At 68.8% G+C, this 13,397-nt stretch carries 11 protein-coding genes; 4 read left to right on the top strand and 7 right to left on the bottom strand.

Annotated elements, in window-relative coordinates:
- Positions 1–266: 266 nt before the first annotated feature.
- Complete coding sequence (gene pstS / locus AACH06_RS17980) at positions 267–1,370, top strand: phosphate ABC transporter substrate-binding protein PstS (RefSeq protein ID WP_341427128.1); 1,104 nt, start codon at positions 267–269, stop codon at positions 1,368–1,370.
- 82 nt (positions 1,371–1,452) lie between these two features.
- Complete coding sequence (gene lplT / locus AACH06_RS17975) at positions 1,453–2,697, top strand: lysophospholipid transporter LplT (RefSeq protein WP_341427127.1); 1,245 nt, start codon at positions 1,453–1,455, stop codon at positions 2,695–2,697.
- Between the two features lie 7 nt (positions 2,698–2,704).
- On the opposite strand, the gene AACH06_RS17970 is transcribed toward lplT, so the two are convergent.
- A complete protein-coding gene (locus tag AACH06_RS17970; protein WP_341427126.1) occupies positions 2,705–3,964 on the bottom strand; it encodes a glycosyltransferase family 4 protein in 1,260 nt (419 codons plus the stop codon).
- Positions 3,965–4,116: 152 nt separating this feature from the next.
- Here AACH06_RS17970 and AACH06_RS17965 point away from each other — a divergent pair, with 152 nt between their 5' ends.
- Positions 4,117–4,758 carry a hypothetical protein gene (locus tag AACH06_RS17965; RefSeq protein WP_341427125.1) on the top strand — a complete coding sequence of 214 codons (642 nt, stop codon included), beginning with the start codon at positions 4,117–4,119 and terminating at the stop codon, positions 4,756–4,758.
- 90 nt (positions 4,759–4,848) lie between these two features.
- On the opposite strand, the gene AACH06_RS17960 is transcribed toward AACH06_RS17965, so the two are convergent.
- Positions 4,849–6,516, bottom strand: a complete 1,668-nt coding sequence (locus AACH06_RS17960) for an aminotransferase class III-fold pyridoxal phosphate-dependent enzyme (protein WP_341427124.1) — start codon at positions 6,514–6,516, stop codon at positions 4,849–4,851.
- 51 nt (positions 6,517–6,567) lie between these two features.
- Here AACH06_RS17960 and asd point away from each other — a divergent pair, with 51 nt between their 5' ends.
- On the top strand, positions 6,568–7,458 hold the full coding sequence (gene asd, locus AACH06_RS17955; protein ID WP_341427123.1) for an archaetidylserine decarboxylase: 891 nt from the start codon (positions 6,568–6,570) through the stop codon (positions 7,456–7,458).
- On the opposite strand, the gene AACH06_RS17950 is transcribed toward asd, so the two are convergent.
- From AACH06_RS17950 to AACH06_RS17930, 5 genes are all read right to left on the bottom strand, one after another.
- Positions 7,448–7,768: a hemin uptake protein HemP gene (locus tag AACH06_RS17950; protein WP_341427122.1), complete on the bottom strand. Its 321-nt coding sequence runs from the start codon at positions 7,766–7,768 to the stop codon at positions 7,448–7,450. The genes asd and AACH06_RS17950 overlap by 11 nt on opposite strands.
- Positions 7,769–7,862: 94 nt before the next feature.
- Entirely contained in the window at positions 7,863–8,234 is a 372-nt protein-coding gene (locus tag AACH06_RS17945; RefSeq protein ID WP_341427121.1) for a hypothetical protein, read from the bottom strand.
- Positions 8,235–8,344: 110 nt separating this feature from the next.
- Positions 8,345–9,856, bottom strand: coding sequence for a CYTH and CHAD domain-containing protein (locus AACH06_RS17940; protein ID WP_341427120.1), 1,512 nt, complete (start codon positions 9,854–9,856; stop codon positions 8,345–8,347).
- A gap of 44 nt (positions 9,857–9,900) precedes the next feature.
- Positions 9,901–10,875, bottom strand: a complete 975-nt coding sequence (locus AACH06_RS17935; RefSeq protein WP_341427119.1) for a hypothetical protein — start codon at positions 10,873–10,875, stop codon at positions 9,901–9,903.
- 59 nt (positions 10,876–10,934) lie between these two features.
- The gene (locus AACH06_RS17930; RefSeq protein ID WP_341427118.1) at positions 10,935–13,193 is read right to left on the bottom strand and encodes a hypothetical protein; all 2,259 of its coding nucleotides are present in this window, start codon (positions 13,191–13,193) and stop codon (positions 10,935–10,937) included.
- Positions 13,194–13,397: the final 204 nt, after the last annotated feature.

Raw genomic sequence — 13,397 nt, 5'->3', positions numbered from 1 at the left:
CACCGGGCTCTGTGGGGGACCGCAAGGCCTGGATTGGGGGGATGGGCGGGCGCGTGATCCTTGCTGACGGTCTGGCCTGCGGGGCTGTGCAGCCATTCGTGCCGGGCCCCCTACAGGCTCGATGACGCTGGCCAGGTGCTGGACATCGTCGCCACGACGACAATGCGCGGTTTTGCCGCCGGAGGTCCGGTGGCGTTGGTGACCGAGCGTGCCGCCGCATTCTCCGGAGGCGCAGTGTCGTTTCCCGCACTTTGATCGCAGTACCCATGTCCGTCCTGTTCTTGCCTCGCCATTGCCGCCCGTGGGCCGGTGGTCTCGTCCTGTGCCTGCTGGGCCTGGTGGGCCCGTGCGGCGCCCAAACGGCGCCAGTCGCTCCATTGAGCGGCGCCGGGTCGTCGGCTGCGGCCCCGATCTACTCCGCCTGGGGGCGTGAATACGCCAAGCTGCGCGGCGACAGCCTCGATTACGCCCCGATTGGATCGAGCGCGGGCATGGCGAAGATCCGCGCCGGCGAGGTTGACTTCGGCAGCTCGGACGTCATCGCGCCTCGACAGGAGCTGGAGCGAGATGGGCTGGTGATGTTCCCGACCGCAGTCACCGGGGTCGTCCCCGTCGTCAACCTGCCTCGCGTGGCGCCCCGGGCGCTGCGCCTGAGCGGCGAGGTGCTCGCCAGAATCTTTCTGGGCGACATCACCCAATGGGACGCCGCGCCCATTCAGATGCTCAACCCAGAGTTGAAGCTGCCCGCGCTGCCGATTCGCCGCATCGTCCGCGCGGATGGCTCGGGCACCACCTACCATTTCGGCGACTACCTGGGGCGCGTGCACGCTGCCTGGAAGCAGCGTCACCCGGCGGCTACCAAGCTCGAATGGGCCGGCGAGGTGACGGCGGTCAAGGGAAGCGCCGAGATGGCCAAGGCCGTGCGCGCGACGGCCGGCGCCATCGGCTATGTCGACTACAACTATGTGGTGTCGGAAGGTCTGGTCGACGTGTCGCTGAAGAACGCCGACGGTCATTTCGTGGCCGCGGGGGTGGACAGCTTCCGCGAGGCGGTGATGAACAGCGCGTGGTTTCGCGAGGGTGACTTCTTCGCGACGATCAACGATGTGCCTGGCACGCGGACCTGGCCGATCACGATGGGCACCTACATGGCGCTGCCGCGGGTGCCCAAGAGCCGCGAGCGAGCCGAGCGCACGCTGAGCTTCATCGTCTGGGCCTATTTGCGCGGCGACGCGCTGGCCCGGGAGGCCCGCTTCGTGCCGCTGCCCGCCAAGGTGCAGGCGAGCGCCTACCGCGAGATCTCGAAGGTCTCCACCGGCTCCGGCGAATTGCTGGGCGTGAAGGTGATGAACTCGCTGCTCACCAAGTGACGCGGCGAAGTCCGCCGGCCTGAGCCAGCTGGGGGTGAGCGAGCGGTCCGACTGTCACACACCCGTTTTGAAATGCCGGGCCATGCACACGCCCGACCGCCGCTTCCCGCCTGGCTTCCGATGGCTGATCTCGGCGCAGTTCACCTCGGCGTTGGCCGACAACGCCCTGTTGATCGTCACCATCGCCTTGCTGCAAGAGCAGGGGTGGCCCGGCTGGTGGGCGCCGCTGTTGAAGTTCAGCTTCACGCTGTCGTATGTTTTCCTGGCGCCGTTTGTCGGGCCGTTGGCCGATGCCTTTCCGAAGGCGCGGCTGATGGCGGTGATGAACGGGGTGAAGGCCCTCGGCGTGCTGGCCCTGCTGGCGGGCCTGCACCCGGTGCTGGCCTTTGCGGTTGTCGGCTTCGGGGCGGCGGCCTACGCGCCTTGCAAGTACGGCTTGATCACCGAGCTGGTACCGCCGCGCCAACTGGTGGCGGCCAACGGCTGGATCGAGGTGTCGGTGGTTGGCGCGGCGCTGCTCGGCACCGTGCTGGGGGGCGGTCTGGTGAGCCCGTGGCTGCTGGGTGCCGAGGCCGTGCAGGCCGCGGGCCGGTGGCTGGCGGCGTGGCCGGTGGTGGCCGACCACAGCGCGCTCACCGCCTCGCTGGCCGGGTTGCTGCTGCTGTATGCGTTGGCGGGCGCCTTCAACATCCGCGTGGCCGACAGCGGCGCACGCTACCCCGCCAGCCAGATCCACCCGGTCGTGCTGGCGCGGGCTTTCTGGCGCGATCATCTGCTGCTGTGGCGCGATCGTGACGGCGGGCTGTCGCTCGCTGTCACCACGATCTTCTGGGGCGTCGGGGCCACCTTGCAGTTCGCTGTGCTGCGCTGGGCGGTGGATCGGCTCGGCCTGACGCTTGACCAGGCGGCCTACCTTCAGGCCGCGGTGGCGGTTGGCGTGGTGGTGGGGGCGTCGGTGGCGGGCCGCTGGGTGCCCCTGGCGCAGGCCAAGCGCATGCTGCCGGCCGGTGTGGTGCTGGGCCTGATGATGCCGGTGGTGGCATGCTCGGGCCACCTGGCGCTGGCCATTCCCTTGCTCGCCACGGTGGGCATCGTGGGCGGGCTGATGGTGGTGCCGCTGAATGCGCTGCTTCAGCACCGTGGCCACGAGTTGCTCAGCGCCGGGCGCTCGATCGCGGTGCAAGGCTGCAGCGAGAACGCCAGCATCCTCGTGATGCTGGCAGGCTACGCGGCGCTGGTGGCGGGCGACGTGCCCATCGTGCCCGTGATGTGGATCTTCGGCCTGGCGATCGCCGCGGCCATGGCATGGCTGATGCGGCGCGCGTGAGCCGCCGCTAAGCCAGCGGGACCGCCTGGCCCATCGGTGCCTGCGAGGGTTCGTCGGCCTGCGCGATCACCTGCAGCAGCACGCCTTCGAAGCGCGCCACCACCTCGTCCCACCCCAGCCTCAGTGCAGCGTCGCGTGCCGCCTGGCCCATCGCGGCCCGGCGCGGGCCGTGGCTGGCGATGAGCGCGGCCAGGCGTGCGAACTCCGCGGCGTCGCCCATGGGCACCAGCATGCCGCTGCGGGTGTGCTCGATGACCTGCGATGCCGCGGCATAGTCGAACGCGACCACCGGCAGGCCGCTGGCCATGGCCTCCGGCGTCACATTGCCAAAGGTCTCGGTCAGGCTCGGGAAGAGAAAGAGATCCAGCGACGCATAGTGGGCCGACAAGGCCTCGCCCACCTGCTGGCCGGCGAACACCGCCTCGGGCCAACGGGCTTGCAACTCGGCGCGCAAGGGGCCCTCGCCCACGAACACGAGCCGCGCCCGGCGGTCGATGCGGCGAATGGCTTCGAAGGCGTCGTTGAGCGTGGCGAAGTTCTTCTCGGCAGCCAGCCGGCCCACATAGCCCACCACCAGGTCGTCGGGGTCGGCTCCCCACTGGCGGCGCAGCGCCGCGCTGCGGAACTGCGGATTGAACCGCTCGGTATCGACACCGCGCTTGACGACGCTCACATGCCGGAAGCCGGCTGACTCCAGGTCTCGCCGCAACGCTTCGGTCGGCACCATGGTGCACTGGGTGCGGTTATGGAACTTGCGCAGGTAGGCCATGATGGGCCGATGCAGCCAGCCCACGCCGTAGTGCCGGCTGTAGGCGTGGAAGTTGGTGCGAAAGTCCGAGCAGACCGGCAGCTTCAAGTGCAAGGCGGCCTGCAAGGCCGACCAGCCCAGCGGCCCCTCGGTGGCGATGTGCACCACATCCGGACGGTGGGTCGACCACAGGCGCACCAACGCTCGCTTGGACGGTACGCCCATGCGCAGATTGGGGTACTTGGGGATCGGCAGGCCGCGCATCAGCACCTCGTGGAAGCGCGGCGGGGCATCGGCCGCGACCGTTGCCGGTTCGGCCGCCTGGCGCGGCCGGATCAGCTGCACATCGTGATTGCGGCGGTGCAGCCCCTCGACGAAGCGGGCCATCGTGGTGGCCACGCCGTTCACTTCGGGGGGATAGGTCTCGGTCACGCAGGCGATGCGCAGCGAGCGCCGCGGCGCGGCGATGCTGTCGACGACGATGCCTGGAGTGTCGGTCCGGTGGGCGCTCGGCTTCATGTGCGCATCGTGCCGGGCTCGCACAACAGTTCGATGACAGACCGAGGGGCCCGTGGCGCGTCACGGCCGTTTCACATCGGGTGGTCACCATCGTGTCATGCCGGCGTCGCGGCCCTGCGGCCCGGTGCCCCTTGCCGTCATCGAGGTTCAACGTGAATGCCTTCCTGAAAGAGCTGGCCATCCAGCGCTGGGACGACCACCGCTACTACCACCACAGCCGAATCAACCAGAGCCTGCACCTGGTCAGTGCGATCAGCTTCCTGGTGGCCTATGGGCTGGTGTTCATCGATCCGGCGTGGGCGGCGCTGCTCGCCTGGGGCGTGTCGATGACCACCCGCCAGGCGGGCCACTTCTTCTTCGAGCCGCGGGGTTACGACGAGGTCAACCAGGCCACCGACGACTACAAGGAAGCGATCAAGGTCGGCTACAACATCCGCCGCAAGATCGTGCTGATGGGCGTGTGGGTCTCGTTGCCGGTGTTGCTGTGGTGGCAGCCCAGCCTCTTCGGCCTGATCGAGCCGGCGGTGGGTTGGGAGGCCTATGCCCACGATGTGGGCATGGCGTGGTTCTTCCTCGGCGTCACCGGGCTGCTGTTCCGCGTGGCGCAGTTGGCCTGGCAGCAGAGCCTGGCCAAGGGGCTGGTGTGGATGAGCAAGATCCTCACCGATCCGTTCCACGACATCTGGCTCTATCACAAGGCCCCGTGGCACCTGCTGCGCGGCGAGTGGATCGACCCGATGCACCATGTGCACGCCGAGTCTGACGCACCCGTGGCCGAGGTGCAGCCACGCTGATCGCGGGCGCGCAGAAGGCTGAGGGGCTGAGCGGCTGAGGGGCTGAGGGGCTGAGGTGCCGCCGCGTACGGCGGCGGCCTGCTCGGCGCCTCAGTCGCCTCGGAATCGCCGCCGCAGCATCTCCGCCAACAGGTGGCGGCGGATGCCCCGGTTGGTTTGCGCGGGGTCTGTCCACCACCAGCCGTCGGCCTTCATGTCCAGTGCGGCGGCGGTGAACCGGTCGAGTACGGCATCGAACTCGGCATCCCCGTAGTTCAGGCTGAAGATCAAACGCCCCGTGCCCACCCAGCTCAAGGCCAGGCCATGCAGACGCAGGTAGAACTGCAGCATCCAGTTGTAGCGCGAGGGCTCGGTGTAGGTCACCGTCCAGATGGACGACAGGTGGGCCACCCTCACCGGGACACCCGCGTCGGCGAGCCGCCGATTGAAGCGCTCGGCGCGCTCGTTCCACCGCTCGTCCAGGCCGTTGTACAGGGCCTGAACCTCCGGCAGATCCAGCCGCTCCAGGAAGGCCTGCATCGCGCAGATGACGTAGGGGTGCGCATTGAAGGTGCCACGTGCGAAGCAGATGTCGGCCGGGCGATCGCTGCGAAAGCGCTGCATCAAGGCCTGGCTGCCGCAGACCACGCCCACCGGCAAGCCGCCGCCCAAGGTCTTGCCATAGGTGACGAGGTCGGCTCGAACGCCGAAATACGCTTGCGCGCCGCCGCGGGCCAGGCGGAAGCCGACGAACACCTCGTCGAAGATCAGCACGATGCCGCGTTCGCTGCAGACCTGGCGCAGGCGCATCAACCAAGCCGTGTAGGCCTCGCGGTCGAACTGGGCGCGGCGGCTGGAATCCACCAGCGACGAATCCCCCGGGGCGGCGGAGTTCGGGTGCAGCGCCTGCAGCGGGTTCACCAGCACGCAGGCGATGTCGCGTCGCGTGCGCAGCACCTGCAGGCTGCGTTCGTCCATGTCCTTCAGGGTGTACGTGTCGCGCGGCGGCACGGGGTTGCCCGGGCCGGGTTGCACGTCTTCCCACCAGCCGTGGTACGCGCCGCAGAACCGCACCAGGTGGCTGCGCTGCGTGTGATAGCGCGCCAGACGCACGGCCTGCATCACGGCCTCGGTGCCGGACATGTGGAACGACACCGCCTCGTGGCCCGACAGCGACCTCAGTCGGCCCACCACGTCGAGCAGGGCCGGGTGGTAGCCGCCCAGCACCGGGCCGAGCGATCGGGCGCGCGCCTCGGCCTCGGCGATGCATTGCTTGTAGGCGTCGTAGCCCAGCAGGTTGACACCGTACGAGCCGGTGAGGTCGAAGAAGCGGTTGCCATCCAGATCTTCGACCATGACGCCAGCCGAGGCGCGCAGCACGTTGCCGATCTTCAGGTGCTCGCGCAGGTAAGGGCTGTACTGGAACGGCACGCGGTAGGCGCCGGTGAACTGCAGGTCCGGCAGCGATGCGCGCAGCTCGGCGGTGGCCGTGGCGCTGCGCGGAAAACGTTCGCCAAACACCTGCGCCAGCCGCTCGAAGCCGGAGCGTCGGCGAGCCTGCCAGTCAGCGGGCGCGTTGTCCGAGCCGAAGAAGCCCGCTTCGTCGTACGCATAGCCCGGGATCAGCGAGGCCACCCGCTTGGCCATGCGGGCATGCCCGGTGAGCGAGCGGTGCTTGGCGCGCGAGAGCTGCAGCCGCCGCCAGGCGCGCGGCAAAGCCCAGCCGACGGCGCCGAGCGCCAGCGCGGGAGCGGCCAGGAGGGCGAGGGTGTCATCCATGTGTCGCGATCGAAAACCACAGAACCACCCATCTGACCGGGTTCCATTGACATGACGATGAAACGCCTCAGCCTGCAGCGGCTGGTCCAGCAAGAAGACTTGAACTTTCTCCTCACCAACCGGGTGCCGCGCATCGCGCTGACCCGCTTCATGGGCTGGTTCAGCCAGATTCGCCACCCCTGGCTGTGCCGGCTGTCGATCGCCGTCTGGCGGCAATTCACCGACCTGGACTTGAGCGAAGCCCGTGAACAGCGCTTCGAGAGCCTGCACGATTGCTTCACCCGCCAGCTCAAAGAGGGCGCTCGGCCGGTGGATGGCGATCCCGCCGTGCTCGCCAGCCCTTGCGACGCGATCGTGGGCGCCTGCGGCCCGGTGGCCGGGACGACGGTCTTCCAGGCCAAGGGCTACCCGTATGAGTTGCGCGAGCTGTTCGGCCCGAGCCAGGACACCCGGACGTTCGAGAACGGCCAGTACGTGACGCTGCGACTGACCTCGGCGATGTACCACCGCTTCCACGCCCCCGCCGATGGCGAGGTGCAGCACGTCACCTACCTGTCCGGTGACACCTGGAACGTCAACCCGATCGCGCTCAAACGGGTGGAGAAGCTGTTCTGCCGCAATGAGCGGGCGGTGTTGCGGCTGCGGCTCGATTCAGGGCAGCCGATCGCGCTGGTGCCGGTGGCCGCCATCCTGGTGGCCAGCCTGAGGCTGCACTTCGTCAATCTGCTGCTGCACCTGCGCTACCGCGGGCCGAATGAAATCGCCTGTCGTGCCCGTTGCCTCAAAGGGGACGAACTGGGCTGGTTCCAGCACGGATCCACGATCATCGTCTTCACCCCGCCAGGCTTCAGCCTGGCCGAGGGCATCCAGACGGGTGCGCGGATCAGGATGGGGCAGGCGCTGATGCGGCTGCCCCAGGTGCCATCCCCTTCTACTTCGTGAGGATCAGCTTGCCCGTCAGCGTGCGGCGCAGCCGGTAGACCTGATCACCGTGGGTGATGATGGCTTCGTCGGCGCCGGCCAGCAGGTCTTGGCTGGCCCACTTTTGCAGCGGGGTGGCCACCTCGCCCAGCATGGGGCGGGCGGTGCCGATGTTCGGCAGGTCCAGCTGGCGCGGGCGAGCCAGACCCGCGGTTTCAGCCGGTTGGGGCTGCTCGGTGGGGCTGAGCGGCGCGAGCGGCTTCGTCATGATGCCGGTCGACAGCGATGAGGTGGTGGGGGTGCTGACCAGGGCCAGCGTCTTGCTTCGCATCGAATTCTCCTGAAGGTCATGGGTACCCAGCGGGATGGAACTCGGCGCTCGTCGATGTGTACCGCCACAACGAGGGTGTGACGACGGCGCCGGATCAGACGGCGCGAAGCCTGTCCGGGCGCTCGGGGCCTTCAGGAATGTGCGAGCCCGTAGGGGCGTTGTACTCGAAGCAGGGCCGGGCCGACGGCGGCCGTGCCGCGCTGGCCAAGGGACTGGCCAGCCAGAGTGGATCGTCGGCGTGGCCGTCGGCAGTGCACCAGTGGTCGTCGTCGGCCGCGCCAGACGCGGGGCCGGTGTTGCCGGTCTCGGGCGTCTTGTCGCCCGTCAAGACCAGTTGGCAGGGCGACTCGGCCGAGGCTTTCGACCACGGTGCGCCACCGTCATGCCCGGCATAGCAAGCTGCGACCGCCGCACTCCATTGGAGCGGCAGCAGGCACAGCAGGCAGATGAGCACGAGTCGGCGCATGGCCGGAGTGTATCGATGTGCCGTGGACCGTGCTGGCCGACGCCTGAGCACTGTGTGAGTAAAAGTGCGAGGGTGAAGGCGCTCACCCCGCCCTTTTGGGCGGCGGCGGTCTATCCGCGCCAGAACGGCTTCGCCTCGGCCACCCGACGCAACGCCCGACCGCATTGCCGCGCGCTGGCGTCGTGGCGGCCCGCCAGCCAACCCGCGGCGAACCAAGCCCGTGGCTCGGTGCCGGCCCACTGCCGGTACGCGGCCTCGGCCGTGGCCTGATCGTTCAAGAGGCCCAGCGCATCCTGGGCCGGTTTCAGGGCCGCGAGGTAACGATCGACCGATTTGGCCTTGAACAGCGGAGCGGCGAACTCGGCCAGATAACGAAGACGCTTCAAGCGCTTGCGGGTCTGGTGTTGCTCGGCCACCGGCAGCTCGGCAAAGCCATCGGCCGCTTGGGCAACGCGCCGGTGCAGCTTGTGCAGGCGCCGGGCGATGTGGTGTGCCGGCGGCGCGCTGTCGTCAGGCTCGCGAAGCGAGAGGAAGGTGGTGGCCAACAGCCGCACCAGCGCCATCTGGAAGCCGCTTGCACGTACCACCTCTGCCGCGCGGGTGGCGTGCTGCGCCGTCGCTGGCCCCACGGTCCACGGCGCATCGGCCGCCTCCAGCATGGGCACGATGTGTTCCAGCGCCACCTGTTGATCACGCGCCATGCCCAACTGGGCAAACGCGTGCTCCAGCGCCGAGGTGTCTTCTGGCGTGCAAGGGCTCGGGCCGAGGGACTTCAGCTCACGCAGGGCGGTGCGCAGCCGCCGCAACCCCACCCGCAACTGGTGCACATGTTCGGCGGTGGCGCTGCCGCCGGCCAATTCGCTTGCTACCTCGCTGGCTACCTCGCTGGCCACCTCGCTGGAATTAGGCAGGATCTGCTGCAGCGTGCTGTTCACGACATGGGCCAGCACATGGGCGGCGCCAGTGTCCCGGCGGATGGCGGGCGCTTGAGCGCTCACGGGTTCCGCGTGGCGCCGTCCGCGGGCCAGCAGTTGGCCTCGCTGCGCCTTGGAGACGCTGTCCAGCCACAGGCCGTGCCGTTCGCACCAGCGCAGCGCCAGATCGAAAAGGGCGGCCGGCGGGCCGGATTTCAGCTCGAACTCGATTTCGCACAGCGGGTGTTCAGCCTCACCCGCGACGATGCGGCCTTCGTCAAAGGCCAGTTCGATGCGCGCGCCCTGATGGGCCACCACCCGGTGGGTGCGCCAGACATCGGTGGCGTAGACCTGCTGCAGCGTGGCTTCGGGATGATCGCGCAGCAGTGCCAGCAAAGCCTGGCCCACTGCGCTGTCGGCGTGGCGGTTGATGTCCAGCGTCGGGCCGCCGCGCGGTACGCGGGACAGGGCCACATCGTGCTCGGCACGTTCGGCCACGTGGCCGGTGCTGCCCTTGAGCGTCTGCACCCAGGCACGGCCCTCCTGCCGCAGGCGAAGGGCCAAGCGGTTTTGCCCCAGCAGGTCGTCTGCGGTGTCGTGGTAGCGGGCCTGCAGATGGATGCGTTCGACCCGCCCCGCCTTCATCGCCCGCATCACTTCGTTGCGCCGCTCGGGCGGCACCTGAAACTTCAATTCCAACTCAGCCATGCCTGGAGCATAGGGCCTGGCCGTTGTCACCGTCGCCAGCGAGATCAGCTCGGCACGCTGGGCCGCGAGGGGCTGTGGGTCAGGCTGGCCAGCAATTGCAGCGTGAAGCCGGGGTCGAGATCTTCGGTCGCACAGGACGGCTCCTGTGGCAGTTCGCGGCTGAAGCTGATGCCAAAGTCCGCGGCCAGGCGTTCGTTGCTGGCCCCGACATCGGCCAGCAGTCGCCGCCTTTCGTCGCGGCCCAGCAGGTGGCGCAGTGGGGGCAGACCCTGGTGCATCAGGCCCCGCGTGGCCTGCAGAAGCGGGGCCAGTTCGTAAGCGATGCGCTGACGGTTCAACCGGTTCAGCAGCAGGGCCAGTCGCATGTCCGGTGACGAGTTCGCGCGCCGCTCGGGCAGCGCCAACAGCTCTCGCCCGGTGGCGTGCGCCAGGGCCGCGTCGAAGGTGGTCATCAGGCCGTTCTCTCGCACCTGGGCGCCATCGAAGTCGATCGCCACGACGCGTGCCCCAATGGCGGCCCAGCGAGAGAGCAAACCGTGGTAATCGAGCCGGGCCCGGGTGGCCTGCCCTCGCGCAAAGGTGAGCAGCGGCCGGGGCTCGCGGCGGGCCGCTTCACGCACGAACTGGTTGAACAGCGCCTCGACGAACAGGTCCTGTCGGCGCAACAGGCAGATCACCACCAGGTCGTGTTGCGCTGCCCAGGGTGCGAAGAACTCCGGAATCTTCTCGTCGGGTTCGGACAAGCCTTCTTCGCTGATCAGCAGCGTGTGGGCGCGGCTGGCCTGCCATTCGCTCAGCAGGGCGTCTCGTTCGCGGGCCTGCTCGTCGGCGCTGCCGTGGGCGGCCGCCTGGTACACCGAGCAATGCTTGGGCAGCTCAGGCCAAGGCGGGCGCCGGGTGTCGGGGTAGAGAACGCCGCGTTGAAGCAAGTGTTCGCGCGAGCCGTCCAGCGCCGCTTGCAAAGCGCTGGTGCCGGTCTTGTGGGTGCCGATGTGCAGAACGATCTGGGGGCGATTCATGGGGCGTTGAGCGTCGACGCTGCAGGCGGTCGGAGGCGGTCAAAGGCGGTCAAAGGCAGTCAGAGGCGGTAGCGGCGGCCTTCGGCCGAACCGAAGCGTCGGTAGTGGTGTGCGGGGTCGATGCCCGTGCGGGCCACGTCGGCATTCAGGGCCAGGTATTGGGCCGGGTCGAAATCCACCGGCAGGGGGGCCAGACGATTCGTGCCCAGCGTCGGCCGGGGGGGCGTGGGTGTCAGCGAGGCGGCCCGACGGCACCAGGCCCACAGGCGATCGATCCAGCGCGAGGGGCGTGGCGCTCGGTGCCCGCGCGCGGTGCCGGCCTCGCCACGGCGCAGTTGGGCCCATTGCGCCAGCTCTCGTTCCATGCGCTCGCGCAGTTCGCGAATGGGCACCGCAGGTGCCAGCGCCGCCTGCCCGAATGGCAGCGACGATGCTTCAGGCGTCGCTTCGCGGGCCCGGAACGCCGTGTGCAGCACGGTGTGTGTCGACGGGGCGTGCCGGCCTGCCACCTCGGCCCAGAAAGCGTCCCGACCTGACGCCGCCAGCCGCTCGCGCCAATGGGCCTGCAGCACGTCGAAGCCCTGGGCGATCGATTGGAGCCGTTCGAGGTACTGCTGCATGCATTGCAGACGAGCCCGGGGCTCGATGGGGGCCAGCTCACGGTAGGTGCCGGCGCCGGCGTTCACCAGCACGGTGGCGCGGTGCCGGTCGGCGTCGGGCTGGTAGCCGGGGTAGAGAAAGGGGCGCAGCAGCCAGCCCTGCTGTTGGGCCTCGCGCTCCCATCGTTGCCGGTCACCCTGGGGCAGCGGCGCCATCGGCATGGCGCAATCGGGCAGCACCTCAAGGTAGTGCTGTTCGAAGCCCGGGGTGAGCAAGGGCCCGTCGAGATCAAGCAAGGCATCGAGTACTCGCTGGTAGAGCTGGATGCCCGCCAGGTCGTCGATCGATGCATGTTCCACCAGGCGCTGTTCGAACCACCGGACAAGGTCGGCCGCGTCACCGTCGGAGTGCGTCAGGTTGATCAACACCGCATGCAGGATGGCCATGTACTCCTGACCCGGGCTGTGGCCGGGCTCGTGCCAGGCAGCGAGGTTGGGATTGGTGATCACCTCGACGCCGGCGGCCTGCGCGCGCAGCGAATACTCGATGTCATCTCCGCGCAGGAAGAAGGCGGCGGGCAGACCGAGGCGCCGCAGCAGATCGGTGGGCAGGCCAAAGAAGATGAAGGTCGCGTACTCGCAGGTGTTCAGCGGGCCGAACGCATCCAGGTGCTCGAAGCCCTCCAGCGACAGGCCGTGCTTCAGCAGGTGCGGCGAGAGATTGCGGCGTCGACCGAATTCACCTTGCTGCTGAAAATTCAATCGGCCCCAGAAGCCGCCGTCTTCCCACACCTGGGTCGGGCGGCTCTTCATCAAGATGGGCAGGCTGGCGACGTAGGCCCGGGTGCGCAGGCTGCAACTGGTGAGGTAGCGCGACATCGATTCCATCGACACCGCACCATCGTCGTCCAGGATGAGCACCTCTTGCGGCGCCTCGCCCGGTGCCTCATCGCACGCGGCGAGAAAGTGGTGGATCAGGTGGCTGGCGTTGCCGCCACCGCCCAGGTTGGGGGCTTCCAGCACACGCAGGTCCAGCCCGTGGCGATCGGCGTCGTCCCAGAGGGCAGGCGCGTCGGGGCTGGCATCCAGCACCCAGAAGCTCATGCGCGCCAGCGCTGCGCTGTGGTGCGCATCGCCCGCAGCGGCTTCGGCCAGGCGGTCGAGCTGAGCCCGCAGGTCGCGTGTGCGGCCATAGGTGCGCATCAGCACCGCCAGGCGGGTGGCCCCATGGGGACGGGTGCGGCTGCACCACACGGCGTCATGAAGGCGGGCACCGTCGATCGCATCGATGTGCCAGAACAGCCGGCTGTTGGCCGGCAGCGCGTCGATCGCCCCGATGGGCAGCACGCAGCGCCCTGGGAGGTCGTTGTCCATGTGCGCTTCACGCAGCACCTGGGCGGGCTGGCCGAGCGAGGCGCACATCACCCGCACGCGCAGGCTGCCTTGGGCATCGATCACCAGCGAGAGATCTCGCACCGAACTCAGCCGCGCCCATGGCTCCACATAAAAGCTGTTGCGCAGCGTGCCGCTGCCCAGCCAGTCGTCGGCGCGCAGGTCGATCGAACCGCAGGTGCTTTGCCAGGCCACCCCCTCACTGGCAGCCAGATAGAGGGAGGGCGCGCCGAGCATCGAGCGGTCCAGCGCCTGCAGGCGATACAGGTCAAGCCCGGCATGGTGGTGCCAGGGGGGGATATCGGTCGGGGGGAACGGCGCAGACACGGCAGGTGGTGCGGCCCGGGCCCGGCCGCCCGGAAGCGAAGTTGAATCCGCCGCGGATGTTGACGGCGCCGTGTGACGGTTTCGCGTCAACCCGGCACGAAAAACCACCCGGGCCTGCCATCGGCCTGTCATGACCGGGCCCTACGCTGCCGCGTCTTCTCGATCTGGGTTCCACCGAGATCGGAAGCCCGGAGCCGTACCCCC

The organism is Ideonella lacteola, assembly GCF_038066555.1.
GTDB classification, from domain to species: Bacteria; Pseudomonadota; Gammaproteobacteria; order Burkholderiales; family Burkholderiaceae_C; genus Ideonella; species Ideonella lacteola.
This window is presented reverse-complemented; position numbering and strand designations above follow the sequence as displayed.

What these genes read in the sequence shown, in the direction of transcription:
- pstS (WP_341427128.1), top strand. Translation starts at nt 267, where the DNA reads ATGTCCGTCCTGTTCTTGCCTCGCCATTGCCGCCCGTGGGCCGGTGGT.
- lplT (WP_341427127.1), top strand. Translation starts at nt 1,453, where the DNA reads ATGCACACGCCCGACCGCCGCTTCCCGCCTGGCTTCCGATGGCTGATC.
- AACH06_RS17970 (WP_341427126.1), bottom strand. Translation starts at nt 3,964, where the DNA reads ATGAAGCCGAGCGCCCACCGGACCGACACTCCAGGCATCGTCGTCGAC.
- AACH06_RS17960 (WP_341427124.1), bottom strand. Translation starts at nt 6,516, where the DNA reads ATGGATGACACCCTCGCCCTCCTGGCCGCTCCCGCGCTGGCGCTCGGC.
- asd (WP_341427123.1), top strand. Translation starts at nt 6,568, where the DNA reads ATGACGATGAAACGCCTCAGCCTGCAGCGGCTGGTCCAGCAAGAAGAC.
- AACH06_RS17950 (WP_341427122.1), bottom strand. Translation starts at nt 7,768, where the DNA reads ATGCGAAGCAAGACGCTGGCCCTGGTCAGCACCCCCACCACCTCATCG.
- AACH06_RS17945 (WP_341427121.1), bottom strand. Translation starts at nt 8,234, where the DNA reads ATGCGCCGACTCGTGCTCATCTGCCTGCTGTGCCTGCTGCCGCTCCAA.
- AACH06_RS17940 (WP_341427120.1), bottom strand. Translation starts at nt 9,856, where the DNA reads ATGGCTGAGTTGGAATTGAAGTTTCAGGTGCCGCCCGAGCGGCGCAAC.
- AACH06_RS17935 (WP_341427119.1), bottom strand. Translation starts at nt 10,875, where the DNA reads ATGAATCGCCCCCAGATCGTTCTGCACATCGGCACCCACAAGACCGGC.